This is a genomic window from Caballeronia sp. S22, from assembly GCF_964261745.1.
GTDB classification, from domain to species: Bacteria; Pseudomonadota; Gammaproteobacteria; order Burkholderiales; family Burkholderiaceae; genus Caballeronia; species Caballeronia jiangsuensis.
On the sequence record NZ_OZ180036.1, the window covers coordinates 704538 to 721259 of the forward strand.

Genomic DNA, 16722 nt, shown 5'->3' on the forward strand with positions numbered 1-16722 from the left:
TAACTTTTCATTGCGTGGCGCACACGCGCGGCACGCGATGAAAGTTGCGATCGAAATAAATCAGGCTGTCGCCATCGTCGCGCACGCGGATCGCGGTCGCTTCGACGAACATTACCGAGTGCGATCCTACTTCCTTCGCCTCGACGATGGTGCCCTGCAGGCTCGCCAGCGCATCGCGCAATACCGGCACGCCGTTCACGCCTTCGTCCCATACCGGCAACGAGAAACGTTCTTCCATCGAGAGTTGCGTGAGGCCGGCGAAGTGTCGCGCGATCTGTTCGAGATGACCCGGCAACACGTTCACGCACACGTTGCGATTGTTCACGAACGCGGCATGCATCGCGCTCGACCGGTTGATGCAGACGAGCAAAGTCGGCGGCGCATCCGTGACCGAGCACACGGCGCTTGCCGTGATGCCGCAGCGGCCATGCGTGCCCGTGGTGGTGATGACATTCACCGCAGCGCCGAGATGGGCCATGGCCTGGCGAAACTGCTTGCGCACCTGATCGATATCGGTGAAGTCGGGGCGGGGCAGCGCGGACATAGGAGCGTCTCCAGTTCGTTTCATGTTTAACGTTGTGTATAGCAAACCGTGAATCAAGCGTACGCGCTGAACCGCACAAAGAACATCGGCACGAGCCGCCGACATGCCCTGCGTGGTTACCGAACGCACTAAAGCTTTTACCTATCGCGTGTCATCGAAGTAAAGAATGGACTTTCGCGGCGCATTTCGGCTGGTTATCATGGCTGTTCCAATAAAACGAGACCTTGCGACGAGACAGCCGAATCCCCCGGCGCGCACGGTCCCTGAAGCCCGCATCGAAAGAGCCATCGCAATGAATTCTCTTGCTCCCGTGGTGTATATCGTCGACGACGACAACGGCATGCGCACCTCGCTCGCGTGGCTGCTCGAATCGGTCGGCGTGAAGTCGGAAGGATTCGCCAACGCCGCGGAATTTCTGCGTGCCTTCGACGTGAGCCGCCCCGCGTGCCTCGTGCTCGATGTGCGCATGCCCGAGACGAGCGGTTTCGACGTGCAGGCCGAGCTCAACCGTCGCGGCGCGACTTTGCCGATCATCTTCGTGAGCGGTCACGGCGATATCCCGATGTCGGTGCGCGCGCTTCAGCATGGCGCGATCGATTTCGTCGAGAAGCCCTATAACTCGCAGCAAATGCTCGATCGCGTGCAGCGCGCCATGAAGCTCGCGACGCAGCGCCATGCGAAAGATCAGCGTCAGCGCGAACTGCGCGAGCGTGTCGAGTCGCTGACCGCGCGCGAGAAAGAAGTGTTGCGCGGCGTGATCGAAGGCAAGGCGAGCAAGCGCATCGCCGCCGATCTGTCGATCAGCGTCAAGACCGTCGACGTGCATCGCGCGAGCATCAAGGACAAGCTGGGCGCGGCATCCATCGCCGCGCTCGTGCGTGACGTGCTCGAAGTATGGAGCCCGCCCGGCGACGAACCCGCCTGATACGCGCGCTAACGCATGTACAGGCCGCCGTTCACGTCCCAGCATGCGCCGTTGGCGAAATACGCGTCGGGTGATGCAAGCAGCACGGCAACGTCGGCAATGTAATCCGCCGAGCCCAGACGTCCCACCGGAATGCCAGCGATAACCTTATCGAGCTTGTCGGCAGGCACGCTCTCATGGACGATAGCCAGATCGAGCGGGCCGGGTGAGATTGCGTTCACGGTCACACCATGCGCGGCGAGATCGCGTGCGAATACCTTGGTCAGCGTGATCGCGCCGCCTTTTGCGGCCGCATAGTGCGCGCCGGTCGCCGAGCCGCCGTTCTGTCCCGCAAGCGACGCGATATTAACGATGCGTCCCGCGCCACGATCCGCGAAATAGCGGCCCAATACCTGACACCCGAAGAGTACGCTGCGCAGATTCACGTCGATGACCTGATCGAACTGCTCGGCGGTGATCTCCATGACGGGCACGACCTTCGATGCGCCCGCATTGTTGATGAGCACATCGATACGTCCCCAGCGTTCGTGCACGGCGTCACGCGCGCGTTCGAAGTCCGCTTTCGATGTGACGTCGAGTTCGAGTGCGAATGCGCTGCTTTGATCGGCGCTCAACTCTACTGCGAGAGACCGGGTTGCTTCGATGGCGATATCGGCGAGTGCAACCTTGTAGCCCGCGGCATGAAAGCGGCGCGCAACCGCGGCGCCGAGGCCACGCGCGGCGCCCGTGATGAGCGCAATTCTGTTCGACATGTTTGAGTTCCTTTATTGAGCGAGCGCGGCTTCGACATGCGCGGCGACCGCGCATACCTTTTCGTCCGCGCCCTTGCGCCCGACGATCTGCAAGCCGGCCTTGAGCGATGAACCTTCGACCGGAAGAGGAAGGCTCAACGCAGGATGCCCGCTCAGATTGAACGGCCTGATCAACGACGACATTGCGATCACCGGCGTTCCCGCGCGCGCGGCTTCGAGCGTGATCGGAAACGTGGGCAGCGTGGGGAGCACGAGCACATCGACATCTTCGAGCGCGCGATCCACGGCCGCCGTGAAGACGCGCCTCACGTTCTCCGCCGCTTCGAGATCGGCCGGCGTGGTTTTCGATGCAAGACGCAAACGCGCGTCGAGATCCGCGCCGAGCTTGCCGGTCTCGACGAGATGACCGAATGCCTTCCACGTTTCCGCGTTGATGACCGCGAGACCGGCGGAAAAAGCATCGGCCATCGACGCCAGTTCGATGCCGCGTGATGCGAATCCCGCTCGACGCACGGCGTGCTCGACCGCTTTGCGGATACTCGCATCCGCATCGACGGCAACGATGCCGATACGCGCCTTCGATGCATCCCTTCGCGCGATGCCCGTATCGAACGAAGGATCGATTGCAGTCATTGCATCGATCAGCACGCGCATGTCGCGCGCGAAGGGGCCTACGCAATCGAGTGTGGTTTCTACTGGCGCCACGCCGCGACGCGACACCCGACCGAAGGTTGGCTTCAATCCGGTCACGCCGCAGCATGCCGCGGGGCCGCGCACCGAACCGCCCGTATCGGTGCCCAGTGCGGCATCGACGAGCCCGAGTCCGACAGCCGAAGCCGAACCGCTCGACGACCCGCCGGGAATCCGCGTCGCGTCCTGAGGATTCTGCGGCGTGCCCGTGAAGTCGTTGATACCGGTCATGCCGAATGCAAGCTCGTGCATGTTGGCTTTGCCCTTGATGCGCCAGCCCGCATCGAGCAGACGCTGCACGACTTCTGCATATTCGGTGGCGGCGGGTGCATCGGCGAGCGCGCGGCTTGCGGCCGTGGTCGGATATCCCGCTATGTCGATGCTGTCCTTGATCGCGATGGTCGGTGCATCGGCATTGTCGTGCAAGCACAGATCGAATTCGCTGATGAATGCGCTCATGCGTGCGTCTCCTTGCGTGGATTCACTTGCCAGGGCGCGTCGAAGAGACGCTCCGTGCGGAAATGGCGAATCAGCCACGCGTTGTTTTCATCGCGTGAAGATGGCGCGAAATCGATTTCCAGCCGCGCGGAAACAAGCTCGGCCTTTGCATCGACGTAAGCGGATGCCTGCAGCATGATCCATCGTCCCTTGACGATATCGCCCATAACCTCGATATGCTCGGACGTCAGAAAGTGCACATTGCTGGCGAAATGCGGCGTCGGCGGCAGATAACGTTGCAGCATTTCGACGATCGCAGTTCGTCCTTGCAGACGCCCGAACTTCTTCGCATACTGCGGTCCGATGCCTTCCCACACGGCGTCATCGGTGAAGAGCGCGGCGAGCGCTTCGCCTTCGAGCGGTGCGCAAGGCACATCGCATAGCGCCATATAGCGCGCGATGGTCTTGCGCACTGCGTTCTGCGCCTCCAGCGCTGCAAGGCGCTTGAGCAATGCGTCGGTGTTGGCTTGCGTCATGGCTTCACGCGTTATTGGCTGTGGCCGGCGGCACCGTCAATGCACGTCCCACGCGCGCCTCGATCTTTCCATAGCGCCACAGGTTGTAATCGCCGACGGGCGTCGTGCGATAGAGATTGCACACGGCGACAGCCGTATCGAAGTCGGCGACATCGGCCATGATGTAAAACGTCCACGGCGCGCCATCGGACTGTCCGACGACCAGGCGGTCGTCATCCATCACGCCCAGCACACGCACGTTCTCCATAGCCTCGATGGCGGATAACATCTTGCCGTAGGCTTGCCATACTTCTCCAATCTGTTCGCGCGGCAAGTCGAAAAAGTTCTGGGTTACGCCGCAGCAGAACAGCACGCGCAAAGGCAGGTTTCGGTTATCGGTCATGAAGCGTTACTCCTCTTGTTATGCGATGAAAATGGATCAGAGATAGCCGGGAATCGGCGGCACGCCGACGAACACCGCGCCCGCGCCGTCGTAGTTGCCTTCGCCGAGGAATGCGTGTTGCGTGACGACCATCGCGTCGCGCATCAGGCGTTGCAATGGATGCGTGCGATAAATCGCCATCGTGCCGCCCAGGCGATACGCACGACTCACTACGTCCGCGCCTTCACGCGCGATCTGCGTTGCGGCCAGGCGCAACAGGCTGACCTGTTCCGGAGAGACTTCATTGCCCGCGAGAATCGACTGCCATACGCTGTCGGTCGATTCGTAGAAGAACGCGCGCGCTGAGCGCAATTGCGCTTCCGCTTTTGCAAGTTCGATACGGTAATAGGCGCGATCGGCGAGTTGCGGCGCGCCGGTTGTCGTCTTGCGGCCGCCCGCCATATGATTGGCGACATCGAGAGCGGCGCGTGCGAGACCGAGGTTCACGACGGCGAGCACTTGCGCCGCATACGCGATGGTCGGATATCGATAGAGCGGTTCATCGATTGTCGATACGCCGCCGCGCACGAAGGTCCAGTCTTCGGCGACGAACTGATCCGTCACGCGCAAGTCGTGACTGCCGGTGCCCTGCATGCCGACGACGTTCCAGTTCTCGACGATCTCCACCTGCTCGGGGCGAAACACGGCGGTGCGCGGCTTGCCCGGCGCTTCGCCCGGTTTGCCGGTGCCAATGCCGACACCGAGCCAGTCCGCGCCCTTGCAGCCGCTCGCGAACTTCCACGTGCCGTTCACGCGATAGCCGCCCGGTGCGGGTTGTGCGTTCTGCACCGGAAAAAGCCCGCCCGCAAAGACCTGATCGGGACCATCCGCATAGATCGCGGCCTGCGTCGCGACCGGCAACGCGGCGAGATAGAGATTCGCTGAACCGAAGCTCGCGACCCACGCGGCGGAGCCGTCGGCGACCGCGATGCGCTCGATCATCTCCAGGAATTCGCCGGGCGCGCGTGCATCGCCGCCGAAGCGCTTCGGCGTCGCGGCACGATAGATGCCCACGCGCTTGAGTTGTTCGATGACATCGCGCGGCACGTGCGACAGCCGGTCGAATTCGTCGCGGCGCTGGGCGATTTCGGCGATCACGTCGTCGAGCGTGATGGCATCGGTTTGATTCGACAGATCGTCGCGGATAGCGAAGGCAGTCGCGGAAGCTGACATGGGTAAGTCTCCTTTTCGTTCGTTTTGCATTGATACCAGTCTAGAAACGCAAAAAGACCGAAGCAATTGGGAAGGCGAGCGTGCGATTCAGTGAAGCACCCCGGTCTTCTAAAGAAATCTTTAGCGACGCCCGGGGCGCGCCGATGCTATGGTTTGTGCTGGTACTGTCTTTTCCCCGCACCTCGCTATGAACTTTCCCGCCGAAGACGATTTCCGCCGGCTGCTCGACGCCTTGACGCAATGCGTGCTTCTTCACGATGCGAAGACGAAGGCCATCGTCTGGGCGAATCGTGCGGCGTGTGTCGCGCTCGGCTTTTCGGTCGAGGAACTGCTGCCGCTCAAGGCGCACGACATGACTCGCGACGACATCAGATATCGTCGTGAAATCGCGGTGAATGCGATGGACCGCTCGATCACCGAAGGCCCGCAAAGTTATGAATGGTGTTATCGCTCGCGCGCGGGCGTCGACATGCTGTCCGAGGCTATCGCGACTTATGTGCCGCTTGCCGGGCGCGCGGTGGCGATGGTGCAGTTTCGCGATATCAGCGCGGAAGAAGCGATGCGCCAGAAACTGCGCCGCTATGAAACGCGGCTGCGCGAGTACATGCAGGATCTGGGCGAGGGCGTCGCGGTGCTCACGCCGCGCGGCAAAGTGAGCTTCATCAGCGAATCGGGACGGCGCGTGCTGGGTGTCGCGAGCGATGCACCGCTGGGCGTCGCGCTCGACTACTGCACGAGGGAAGATCGCGACCGGCTGATCGCGCAGTTGCGTAGCGCGACGCGGCAACAATCGACGCCCGCGCAACGCTATGCGATCACGCGTCGCGACGGCGCGAAGCGATGGCTGCGCATCACGTGCAGGCGAATCGATATCGAGGACGGCACGCTGGTGCATTTCCGCGATATCACCGATGAAGTCGCAATCGAGGACGCGCGCCGCAACGAAGCGCGCATGCTCGAATACGCGGGACGAAACAACGCAATGGGCGAGATGGCGACGGCGATCGCGCATGAATTGAGCCAGCCGCTCGCCGCTGTGCGCAATTTCATCGAAGGCGCGATTCAGCGGCTCGCTCAGCCCGATTCCATCGATAGCGCGATCTGGGGTCTGCGCGCAGCGGATCGCCAGGCCGAGCACGCGGCGCATATCATCAAGAGTGTGCGTGAGTTCATCGTGAAGCGAGAGCCTGTCGAAGCACAGGCGGATCTTCGCGACGTGCTCGCGGATGCCGCGTACTTCATTCAATTGCGCGCGCGAGACGAGGGCGTGACGCTCAGGATCGAGCAATGGAGCGAGCCGTTGCCGGTACGGTGCGAACGCGTGCTCATCGGTCAGGTGATCCTCAATCTCGCGTTCAACGCCATCGAAGCATTGAGCGCCGCGAAATCGTCGACGGATATTGTCACGCTCGCCACATCGATGAACGGTGACGCGGCCGAACTTCATGTGATCGACAACGGACCGGGCGTGCCCGACGATGCACTCGAACGCCTGTTCGACGGCTTCTCTTCGTCGAAGGCGGGCGGCAATGGCATTGGTTTGTCGTTGTGCAAAAGCATCGTGTCGCGGCACGACGGCCGTATCTGGGCGCAACGCGCAGCAGGCGGCGGCCTCGAATGCCGCTTCGCGCTGCCCCTGTCTCATCGCGCATGATCGACGGGCAGGCACGCATCGGCGCGTATGCATCGATGCGTGCGCCGCGCTCAAAGCAGGAAGCCGATCGCGCTCAGCGCTTCGGTCGAATCGATCAGGCGGATCACCTTTTCGAGGAGCTTCGGCTCGCCGCTCGCCATGCTGATCTTGTGCGTGAGATCGGCGGCGAAGATCGTCGACACGCCGCGCTTGTACGCGACGATGACTTGCGACGACTTCACTTCGACGACATCGGCGCTATCGCTCGACAACGTGAAGCGCGATACGGTGCGCACCGTTCGAGCCGCGTCGGATGCGGACGCCGAATAACCCGACGTCATGCGCTGCACGCGCAGTTCGCGCATGTGCTGATCGTCGTAGGCGTAGTTCAGGGTGGCGGCGAAGTCGGTCGCGTTCGGATCGATCGGCACCACATAGAAGCCTTTCTCGTCCCACAGATCGAGCCACGCGTGATAGTCGCGCCGATCCAGCAGTTCGGCTTCACGCCAGATGAATTCGATCGCGCGCGCGAAGGTCCGTTGAGAGAAGAGTGCGTTGCGATCGTCCATCATGCCTGCTCCATCATTGCGCGCCATTGTTTGTAGGCTTCACGCATGCCGGTTTCGTCGGTGGCATGCGCGGTCTTTTCTCCGTTCGGTGCGGTCGTTTCGCGGTTCAGGCCGCGATTGACGAGGATCGGCACATCGGGCCCCGCGTGCGAGCCGCGCTGCACGCGTTCCCATGCTTCGGCGTCGTCGGGGCTGCCGAAACCGAACGGACCCTGGAAGTGTTCGTGAATGCGCAGGCGCACGCGATTCGCTTCTTCCGGTCCGCCGTCCATCGCGAGTGCGACGTGGCGAATTTCCGTTTCGTCGGCGGAAATGGGCCGCAGCACACGGAAGAACGCCATCGACAGCGCGAGGTTCGGAAACAGATTCAGATTGAAGCCGACGCCCATCAGCGAGCGCACGATACGGCGCACTTCTTCGGGCGTATGTTTCTCCGCGAGGGTTGCGGCCAGATCGTTGAAGCGTTCCGGCAAGGGTGCGCCGTCATCCTTGTCGAGATCGACGATTTCGGGCACCAGCACGGCGAGGCTATGGCCGTTGCCGAGCGAGCGGCAGAACGCGTCTTCGCTCGTCATGAAACTCGTGATGGCCGCGGCGGTTTCGTCGTCGATGGATTTCATCCACGATTTATGCACGACGGGAAAGTGATAAAGATCGGTCGTGTTTTCGAGCTGGATTTTCCAGTTACCCTTGAACTTGAACTTATGCTCGCCGTTGGCCTTGATCGGATAACCCGCGCCTTGCTTCATGAAAAGATCGATCCAGGGCTTTGCACCGCCCAGAAAGTCTTCGAGCGGTTCGATAGCTTCGTTGAAGCTCGCGAAGATCAAGCCCTGATAAATCCCGACGCGCAATTTCTTGAGCGGCAGATCGCCTTTCTCGCAGACGCCTTCATACCCGTCGCCGTAGGGCAGGGCACGCAGCGTGCCGTCGAGCGCATAAGACCAGCTGTGATACGGACACGTGAAGCCCTTCGCGTTGCCCTTGTGTTCTTCACAAACGGTCGCGCCGCGATGACGGCAGCGGTTTTGCAGCACATGCACCGCGCCGGTCTTGTCGCGCACGACGATCACGGGCTGGCGACCGATGGTCGTCGTGACGAAATCGCCGGGTTTCGGCAATTCGCTTTCATGCGCGACCCAGATCCACGTCTTATAGAAAATGCGTTCGAGTTCGGCCTCGAAAAGATCGGGATCGTAGTAGAGCGAAGGCGCGATGCGGTCGGCTTGCGCACGGCGGCCGAGCGCGCTCGTGTCGATGATTTGGGTTGTCGGCGTACTCATCGGTTCGATTTGGGGTGAGGTTGATCGGCTAACGAGGATGGCGATGAAGATCGGCACATCCTCTCGTTGACATCAGTCTCGCTTTGCGAAGATCATGCGTCAAATCGATTAAAAAACGGGTGCTGGATAAATCCGGCCGATATCTTGAGAGTTGCCGATGAATTCCCTCGACCATGTCGATCTCAACTTGTTGCGCGTCTTTCAGGCGATCGTGGAAGAGCGCAGCCTCACCAAAGCAGGCGAGCGGCTCGCGCTCTCGCAGCCCGCGGTGAGCTATTCGCTGGGCCGACTGCGCACGCTTTTCGATGACACGCTCTTCATCCGCACGCGCGCCGGCATGCAGCCGACGCCCGTCGCGCTGGAACTCGCGGAGATCGTCGGACGTGCGCTCGATACCGTGCGCGAAGCCTTGCGCTTCGCCGAGCGTTTCGATGCGTCCACGAGCAGTCGCACGTTTCGCCTGTCGCTTTCGGACGCGGGAGAAATGGCGTACTTGCCCGCGATCTGCCAGGCGCTGCACGAAGCCGCGCCGCGCGTGAAGCTGCTGGTCGAGCCTTTGCCTGTGGAGGATATCGAGGAAGCATTGCGTTCGAGCCGGCTCGACTTCGCGATCGGCAATCTGCCATCGCTCTTGCCGCGCACGCGTCACGCGCTGCTTTTCGAGGAAGCTTATGTGTGTATGACGAGAAAGCGCGAAGGCCTGCCCGCAGGAGAGACATTGAATCTCGATCAGTTTCTCGCGGCGTCCCATGTGCAGGTGCGATCGCTAGAACATAGTCATCACGCGCTCGACGACGCGTTGCGAGCGCAAGGTGTCGGGCGCAATATCGCGCTTGCGTTGCCGCATTTCGTGGCCGTTCCCGGCGTGCTCGCGGTGACCGATCTGTTCGCGACATTGCCCGAGCGGCTCGCGCATATCCTCAATCGCAACGAGGCGTTCAGGATCTATGCGTTGCCGGTTCAATTGCCGAAGGCGGCCGTGACCATGCACTGGCACGAGCACTTTCACGAGGACGAAGGCATCGCGTGGATGCGCGGCCTGATGACCGACATCCTCGCGGGCTTCGAGAAGCTATGAGTTCAGAGGTCGAGCACGAGAACCGGTGAGCGTGAGCGCGACACACAGCAGCAGATCACGCTGTTGCTCGCGCGCTCCGCCTTGCTCAGACAATGATCGCGATGCTCGGGCTCGCCGCTCACGACATCGACCATGCAAGTTCCGCAGACGCCTTCGCCGCATGAGGTATCGACCTCGATGCCGATCGACGCAAGCGCATCGACGATGGACGTGGCTGCATCAACACGCACGGTTTGTCCGGTGCTCGCGAGTTGGACATCGAAGGTATCGAGCGATTCATCCGTCGCGGCTTGCGGCTCGGCCTTGAAGCGTTCGAGATGAATGGCACCGGCGGGCAAGCGCTTTTGCGCAGTATCGACCACCACGTCCATGAATGGCGCGGGGCCGCATGTATAGACGTGCGCATCCTTATCGGCGTCGCCGATACAGGCATCGAGTTCATCGGCGAGCACTTCGCGTTCGACACCGAAATGCAGCCTGACATGTCCGTCGAACGGCGCGCGCGCGAGGAGCGGCAAGAATGCCGCATGCGTGTCGCTGCGCGCGAAGTAGTGCAGCGTGAAGGGCGCACCGATCGCGACGAGACGATACGCCATCGAAAGCAGAGGCGTAATGCCGATGCCCGCGCCGATCAGGATATGTTCGCTCGCGCTTTCTTCGAGGCGGAACAGATTGCGCGGCGCGCCGACTGACAACTCGCTGCCGATGTCGACTTCGTCATGCAACGAACGCGAGCCGCCGCGCGATTGTTCCTCCTTCTTCACCGCGAAGACATGCGAATCGCGACAAGCCGGATCGCCGCACAGCGAGTACTGGCGCGTGATGCCGGATGGACTCGTGACATCGATATGCGCGCCGGGCTCGTAGGCATCGAAGGGCATGCCGTCGAGGCGCGAGATGCTGAACGAACGCACGCCGTGAGCTTCTTCGCGCAACGCGTCGACGCGAACTTTGAAGGTTTGAGCTTGCATGATGCTGCCTTTCCAGTGTGTCGAGGGGACGATGCATCGAGCGTAACGTCCCTCGTCGGATAAGCAAAATAGATTAAAAAGCGCAGGTCACATCAATTCGGCGGATATCTTCAGGCCGTCGTCGCCGCGCCCGCCGGCATTTTCTCTGGCGCTTGTTCTTCGGCGATCGTGACACGGGCTTCGCGCGCTTCACGATCGAGACTCGCGCGATACTGCCTGCATCCGGCATGGAGCAGCACGGCGGCCAGCACGATCGCCACGGCGTTGATGATGGCCATAGAATCGCCGACCGCCAGTGGCGAGCCGAACACCTTGTCGGTGATGAGCGCGACGAGCGTGGTCCCGAGACCCAGTCCGATCAGATTCGACACGAGCAGGAACATCGCTGAAATCTGCGCGCGCATCTGATTGGGCGCGAGCGCCTGCATGGCGGCGGCGGAGGTCGGTAGCGGGAATGACGCGAAGAACATCGCCGCGACGAGCCATGCGAGCGACGCGTTGAGGCTCGTCGTCTGCGTGAATGCGATAGCCGGAACCAGCATGCAGGCCGCGCCGATCCATGCCGCGCGCATCGGCGCATCGCTGCGGCCGCGGCGCAGCAGCCAGTCATTGAGCCAGCCGCCGCAGAACACGCCCGTCGTATTGGCAACCAGCATCACGATGCCGAGCATATAACCTGTTTCTACAGGCGTGAGGCCGAAACGGCGCATATAGAACGCGGGCGTCCAGCCCATCAGGCAATAGAGACCCATCGCATAGAACGAGAAGCCGATGTAATGACAGAAGAACGTCTTGCGATGGCTCGCGATGAAACGCAGCGCATCGCCCATCGCGACGCGTTTGACCTTGCCCGCGCCGTCTTGCGCGAGCCCCTTGCGCGCGGGATCACGCACCGTGAGCATGAAAACGAACGCGACGAGGAGACCGGGTAATCCGACGATAAAGAACGTCAACTGCCACGCGCGCAATTCGCCGATGAGCGGCAACGTGAACACGCTCGCGTGCTTGAGCAGTGCAATCACATATCCGCCGACAAGAAACGCGATGCCGCCGCCAATGAACGAGCCGAGCGAATAAATGCCGATCGCGCGGCCGATCTTCTCCTTGGGAAAGTAATCCGCGATCATCGAGTACGTGCCGGGCGAGAGCGCGGCTTCGCCCACGCCTACGCTCATGCGCGAAGCGAACATATGCACGAAGCTCTGACTGAGCCCGCACGTCGCCGTTGCGACGCTCCACAGCGCGATGCCCGCCGCGATGATGCGCGGACGCGCGAAACGATCGGCGAGATAGGCGATCGGCATGCCCATCGCCGCATAGAAGAGCGAGAACGCGAATCCATGCAGGAGGCTGAATTGCGTGTCGGTGAGATGCAGATCGCGCTTGATCGGCTCGATCATGAGCGCGAGCACCTGGCGGTCGATGAACGAGAAAACATACGCCAGCATGCAGATCACGACGACATACCATTCGTATGTATGGCGCTTGCCTTTTGGTTTCATGGTGTTTGGGGAATGCATCGTGTGTCTCCGATGAATGCGGGTCTCTGGGCGTGCGCAGGCATTCGCGCGGGCAAGCGCCGCGCGAATGGCAAACGAATGGAACGAAAGGAAAAGCTCGGGTTATCTGGCGCGCGTCTCGTGCGTGTACTTCAACGTGATGACGGTGACGAGTGCGAGCGCGATAAGGAAAACGGAGACCGGCCAGGACGCGTGATAGCGCGCGAGCAGCGCCGTGGCGATGAGCGGAGAAAGCCCGCCCGCGAAAATCGACGCGACCTCATGGCCAAGCGCGACGCCCGAGTAGCGCACTTCGGTACTGAAGAGCTCGCCGACGAGCGAAGGCAGCGTGCCGATCATCGCGCCATGACATACCGCCGTGCCGAGCACGAGCGCGAGCCAGATCAGCGGCGTCGAATGCGTATTGAGCAGCCAGAAGAAGGGGAAGGCCATGAATGCGAGCGACACCGCGCCGATCATGTACACCGGCTTGCGGCCGATGCGATCGGAGAGCTTGCCCCACAGAAGCATCGCCACCATTTCGACGATCATCGCGATCATCACGCCGGTGAGCATCGTCCAATTGTCGATGCCCGCATATTTGCCGTAGACGAGCGAGAAGGCTAGAAAGATATAGGCGCCGCCATTCTCGGCCACACGCAATCCCATCGCCATCAGGATTTCCTTCGGATGGCGTTTGATGACTTCGATAACCGGCATGTGAGAAGTCTTGCCCGCACGATCCGCGTTTTCGAAGTCGCGGCTCTCGGGCAGGTTATGCCGGATATATACGCCGAGCGCGAAGATCAGAAGGCTCGCGAGAAAGGGCAGACGCCAGCCCCATGAGATGAACTGATCGTGCGGCAATGCCTGTACGGCGAGAAATGCGCCCGATGAAAGCACGAAGCCGCCGCCCACGCCGAGCTGGCTCCACGCCGCGTAATAGCCGCGCTTTTCGGGCGGTGCGCTCTCGCTGATCATCAACACGCCGCCGCCCCATTCGCCGCCTGAAGCAACCCCTTGCAGCAGCCGCAGCGCGACGAGCGCGGCAGGGGCCCATAGCCCCACACGATCATAGGTGGGCAACAAGCCGATGCCGAAGGTCGCGAAGCCCATGATGAGCAGCGTCCAGACGAGCGACGCGCGCCGTCCATATCGATCGCCGATATGCCCGAACACGATGCCGCCGAGCGGTCGTGCGACGAACCCCATCGCGAACGCGGCGAATGCGCCGAGCGTTCCGACGAGCGGGTCCGCATTCGCGGGAAAGAACAACTGGCCGAACACGAGCGCGGCGGCCGTGCCGTAGACGAAGAAGTCGTACCACTCCATCGCATTGCCCGCGACGGAAGCGACGACGATCCGGCTGAGCGCGCGATCCTGCGTTGCGGCGGGGCGGTCCGCTGAAGCCTGGGAGTGAACGGAAGACATAGGGGCTCGCTTGGGGAATGAGGAGGCGTCGATGCTTTCGAAAGGCTTCGTTTCGCAGGCAGTGTCGATGTGACGGATATCTAGGTCAAATTCGCCGAAAAGGGCGTCGGCTATCAGTGCGGCAAATATGAAACCGCATCAGCGGGCTTTATCGATGAATGCGCTTTTGACTGATTTGCCGCGCCGGACGGGTGAGCGCAGACTTCTGTTCACGCAATCCACCGTGCACGCGGGCATCCGGCGCGAGTTCTAAAGTAATCTCTGAAGTGCGCACTAAGCGCGCGTGCGCCTACGCACGCGCGCGCCCGTTTTTCAATCGTGCATTCTCAGAATTGCGCAACAAGCAACAAGCGAGAACAATTAAAAAGCTTGACGCCAAAAAAATCGAGAACCTAAAAGCAGTCGCATCGATGCCGACGCAAGTAGCAGGAGGAGGGATGTACGCCAACTATGAAACCTTCGAGGACGCCGACCGCCACGCGCATGCGCTGACAGGCTGGGAACAGCGTTACGACCAGGTGGGCGAAGGCGCGTTTCGCAGCACGGTCAAGCAGGTTTCGGTGGCGGGCGTGCAGGTCTTTCAGGAATCCGCGAACGTTCGTATCGTTCAACGCGGGCAACTGCCGGCGGGATTCGTCACGTTCGGACTCGTGCTCGGCGGCGGCGCACCATTTTCGTTTCAGGGCGTGCGTGTCGACGAAAACGCGCTCGTCGTCGCGCCTGGCAACAAGGAATTCCTGTTGCATTCGCCACCCGACATGTCGATGCTCGGCGTGGCCGTCGATATGTGTCTGCTCGCGTCGGCAGCGGATGCGGCGGGCATCGATGTCCAGGACGAAATTCTCAACCGGCACGTGCTGAGCATCCCCGGCGCGGCCGGCGCGCGCGCGGGAAAGCGCATCATCGCGGCGGTCGAAACGGTGCTCGCGCACTCCGATCCGTTTTCATCGGACGATGGCGCGCAGCGATTCACGCACACCGTGACAGAAAGCATTCTGGATCTGCTGACGTTTCATGTGCCCACGCGCGAGGACCGGCTCACTTATGCGTGCCGCGCCGATGTCGTACGTCGCGCGCATGAACTGGTGCTTGCGCGTCCCGAGCAGCCGATCTCGGTGCTGGATCTGTGCGAGAAACTGCGTGTGAGCCGGCGCACCATTCAGAACAGCTTTCAATCGGTCACGCAGATGAATCCGGTGAGTTATCTGCGCGCCGTGCGTCTTGCGCAAGTGAGACGGCTCCTGACGACGACATCGCCAAACGAAATTCCGGTGCGCGAAGCCGCGATGCGCTGGGGATTTTCCAATCTCGGCCACTTCGCAAGCGATTACAAAAGCCTGTTCGGCGAACTTCCCTCTCAAACGCTGCGCACTCGCTGATTCAGCACTAACGCATTCCCTCCATGCCGATTGCAGGCCGCATTGCCGCGGTTTGCAATCGGCATTTCTCTTTTCGAAGTCGGCTTTGCAAGCCGCCTGAACACGCGCATTGCGCGCGTCTCTGTCGGCTCCCTTTCGAATGCTCCATTTCGGCACGCACGCGCTGCCGGTTACGAAGTGCTCTTTTTTATTGTCGTCTTTAGAGTCAATTCGACGATAACTAAGGAGGAGCACAGATGAAGCTGAGACGGCTGGCCACCGCCATGGGGGCCTTATTCTATGGATTGCTTGCGTGTCAGTCGCACGCGGGCGCGGCCGAAAAGCCGGAAGAACTGACGGTGGCGAAGGTGCCGCCGTATAGCCCGCATCGCGTGTTCGTGACGGATGTCTCGTTCGCGAGCATGACCGATGCGCGGGTTCATGTGTTCGACGGCGACACGAAACGCTTCGTCGGCGAGATCGACGCTGGCTTCGCTCCGGGTTTCACGATCTCGCCCGATCACAAGACTAGCTATGTCGCGACGACGTACTTCGCGCGCGGCAGTCACGGCGCGCGTACGGATGTGGTCGAGATCATCGATAACACGACACTCGACGTGACCGGTGAAATCGTGATCCCGGCCAAGCACGGCCAGACCGTGCCGACGCCTTACCTCACGAATCTTTCGGAAGACGGCAGCCGCCTGTATGTGTCGAACATCACGCCGTCGACCTCGGTAACGGTCATCGATACGGCCGCGAAGAAGGTGCTCGGCGAGATCGATACCGATGGCTGCGTGCTCGCGTATCCGAGCGGCAACGACCGCTTCTCGGCGCTGTGCGAAAGCGGCAAGGCGCTCACCGTCAGGCTCGATGCCACGGGCAAGGAAGCGAGCCGCAAGCTCTCCGACGCGTTCATCGATGTCGATCATGATCCTGCGTTCGTCAACGCCGTACGCGACGGCAACAAGTACGTGTTCACGACCTTCCACGGCAATGTGCGCACCGCCGACTTCTCCGGCGATGCACCTGTGTTCGGCACATCGTGGTCCTTGCTGAGCGATCAGGAACGCAAGGCAGGCTGGCGTCCGGGCGGTTTGCAGCAGACCGCGCTGAGCACGGCCACTCATCGCCTTTACGTCGCGATGCACAAGGGCGCGGACGGCTCGCACAAGGATCCGGGCACCGAGATCTGGGTCTACGACACCGAGAGCAAGAAGCGCGTGGCGCGCTGGGATCTCGCGAAGCAGAAGATCGACCCGCTGCTCTCGATTCAAGTCAGCACCGACGACAAGCCGCTCTTCTACGGCCTTACGCCGACCTCCGATCTCGTCCTGATCGACGCGGCGACCGGCAAGCGCCAGCACGTCGAAAAGCAGCTCGGCACGACGTCGACACTGCTGCTCAATCCCTGAGGTGAC

At 61.5% G+C, this 16722-nt stretch carries 16 protein-coding genes; 5 read left to right on the top strand and 11 right to left on the bottom strand.

All coding sequences use genetic code 11. The features are described from left to right. Positions 1-7 precede the first annotated feature (7 nt). Positions 8-544, bottom strand: coding sequence for a 4-hydroxyphenylacetate 3-monooxygenase, reductase component (gene hpaC / locus ACEN42_RS18375; protein WP_035501867.1), 537 nt, complete (start codon positions 542-544; stop codon positions 8-10). Between the two features lie 292 nt (positions 545-836). On the opposite strand from hpaC, the gene ACEN42_RS18380 reads away from it, so the two are divergent. Further along, on the top strand, positions 837-1469 hold the full coding sequence (locus tag ACEN42_RS18380) for a response regulator transcription factor (RefSeq protein WP_371882079.1): 633 nt from the start codon (positions 837-839) through the stop codon (positions 1467-1469). A gap of 8 nt (positions 1470-1477) precedes the next feature. On the opposite strand, the gene ACEN42_RS18385 is transcribed toward ACEN42_RS18380, so the two are convergent. From ACEN42_RS18385 to ACEN42_RS18405, 5 genes are read right to left on the bottom strand one after another with little or no spacing between them, the layout of a single operon-like run. Continuing rightward, positions 1478-2221 (bottom strand): SDR family NAD(P)-dependent oxidoreductase, encoded by a 744-nt coding sequence (locus ACEN42_RS18385; protein ID WP_371882080.1) that lies wholly within the window; start codon positions 2219-2221, stop codon positions 1478-1480. A gap of 12 nt (positions 2222-2233) precedes the next feature. Then, positions 2234-3370: an amidase gene (locus ACEN42_RS18390; RefSeq protein ID WP_371882081.1), complete on the bottom strand. Its 1137-nt coding sequence runs from the start codon at positions 3368-3370 to the stop codon at positions 2234-2236. Then, positions 3367-3885 carry a nuclear transport factor 2 family protein gene (locus ACEN42_RS18395; RefSeq protein WP_371882082.1) on the bottom strand — a complete coding sequence of 173 codons (519 nt, stop codon included), beginning with the start codon at positions 3883-3885 and terminating at the stop codon, positions 3367-3369. The genes ACEN42_RS18390 and ACEN42_RS18395 overlap by 4 nt, the downstream gene beginning before the upstream one ends. Before the next feature lie 4 nt (positions 3886-3889). Continuing rightward, the gene (locus ACEN42_RS18400) at positions 3890-4267 is read right to left on the bottom strand and encodes a hypothetical protein (protein ID WP_238213915.1); all 378 of its coding nucleotides are present in this window, start codon (positions 4265-4267) and stop codon (positions 3890-3892) included. Positions 4268-4303: 36 nt separating this feature from the next. Beyond that, a complete protein-coding gene (locus ACEN42_RS18405) occupies positions 4304-5479 on the bottom strand; it encodes an acyl-CoA dehydrogenase family protein (RefSeq protein WP_371882083.1) in 1176 nt (391 codons plus the stop codon). A 187-nt stretch (positions 5480-5666) separates the two neighbouring features. On the opposite strand from ACEN42_RS18405, the gene ACEN42_RS18410 reads away from it, so the two are divergent. After that, positions 5667-7133, top strand: coding sequence for an ATP-binding protein (locus ACEN42_RS18410; RefSeq protein ID WP_371882084.1), 1467 nt, complete (start codon positions 5667-5669; stop codon positions 7131-7133). Between the two features lie 50 nt (positions 7134-7183). On the opposite strand, the gene ACEN42_RS18415 is transcribed toward ACEN42_RS18410, so the two are convergent. Next, entirely contained in the window at positions 7184-7684 is a 501-nt protein-coding gene (locus tag ACEN42_RS18415) for an aromatic-ring-hydroxylating dioxygenase subunit beta (protein WP_187606294.1), read from the bottom strand. After that, a complete protein-coding gene (locus ACEN42_RS18420; protein ID WP_371882085.1) occupies positions 7681-8964 on the bottom strand; it encodes a Rieske 2Fe-2S domain-containing protein in 1284 nt (427 codons plus the stop codon). Before ACEN42_RS18420 ends, ACEN42_RS18415 begins: the two co-directional genes overlap by 4 nt. A 157-nt stretch (positions 8965-9121) precedes the next feature. On the opposite strand from ACEN42_RS18420, the gene ACEN42_RS18425 reads away from it, so the two are divergent. After that, a complete protein-coding gene (locus ACEN42_RS18425) occupies positions 9122-10042 on the top strand; it encodes a LysR family transcriptional regulator (RefSeq protein ID WP_187606295.1) in 921 nt (306 codons plus the stop codon). A gap of 2 nt (positions 10043-10044) precedes the next feature. On the opposite strand, the gene ACEN42_RS18430 is transcribed toward ACEN42_RS18425, so the two are convergent. The 3 genes from ACEN42_RS18430 to ACEN42_RS18440 form a co-directional block, all read right to left on the bottom strand. Continuing rightward, positions 10045-11013: a 2Fe-2S iron-sulfur cluster-binding protein gene (locus ACEN42_RS18430; protein WP_371882086.1), complete on the bottom strand. Its 969-nt coding sequence runs from the start codon at positions 11011-11013 to the stop codon at positions 10045-10047. A 110-nt stretch (positions 11014-11123) separates the two neighbouring features. Further along, a complete protein-coding gene (locus ACEN42_RS18435; RefSeq protein ID WP_371882087.1) occupies positions 11124-12533 on the bottom strand; it encodes a spinster family MFS transporter in 1410 nt (469 codons plus the stop codon). Positions 12534-12635: 102 nt separating this feature from the next. Next, on the bottom strand, positions 12636-13943 hold the full coding sequence (locus ACEN42_RS18440; RefSeq protein ID WP_371882088.1) for an MFS transporter: 1308 nt from the start codon (positions 13941-13943) through the stop codon (positions 12636-12638). A gap of 437 nt (positions 13944-14380) precedes the next feature. On the opposite strand from ACEN42_RS18440, the gene ACEN42_RS18445 reads away from it, so the two are divergent. After that, a complete protein-coding gene (locus ACEN42_RS18445) occupies positions 14381-15322 on the top strand; it encodes a helix-turn-helix domain-containing protein (RefSeq protein WP_371882089.1) in 942 nt (313 codons plus the stop codon). Between the two features lie 263 nt (positions 15323-15585). After that, a complete protein-coding gene (locus ACEN42_RS18450; protein ID WP_371882090.1) occupies positions 15586-16716 on the top strand; it encodes an amine dehydrogenase large subunit in 1131 nt (376 codons plus the stop codon). Positions 16717-16722: the final 6 nt, after the last annotated feature.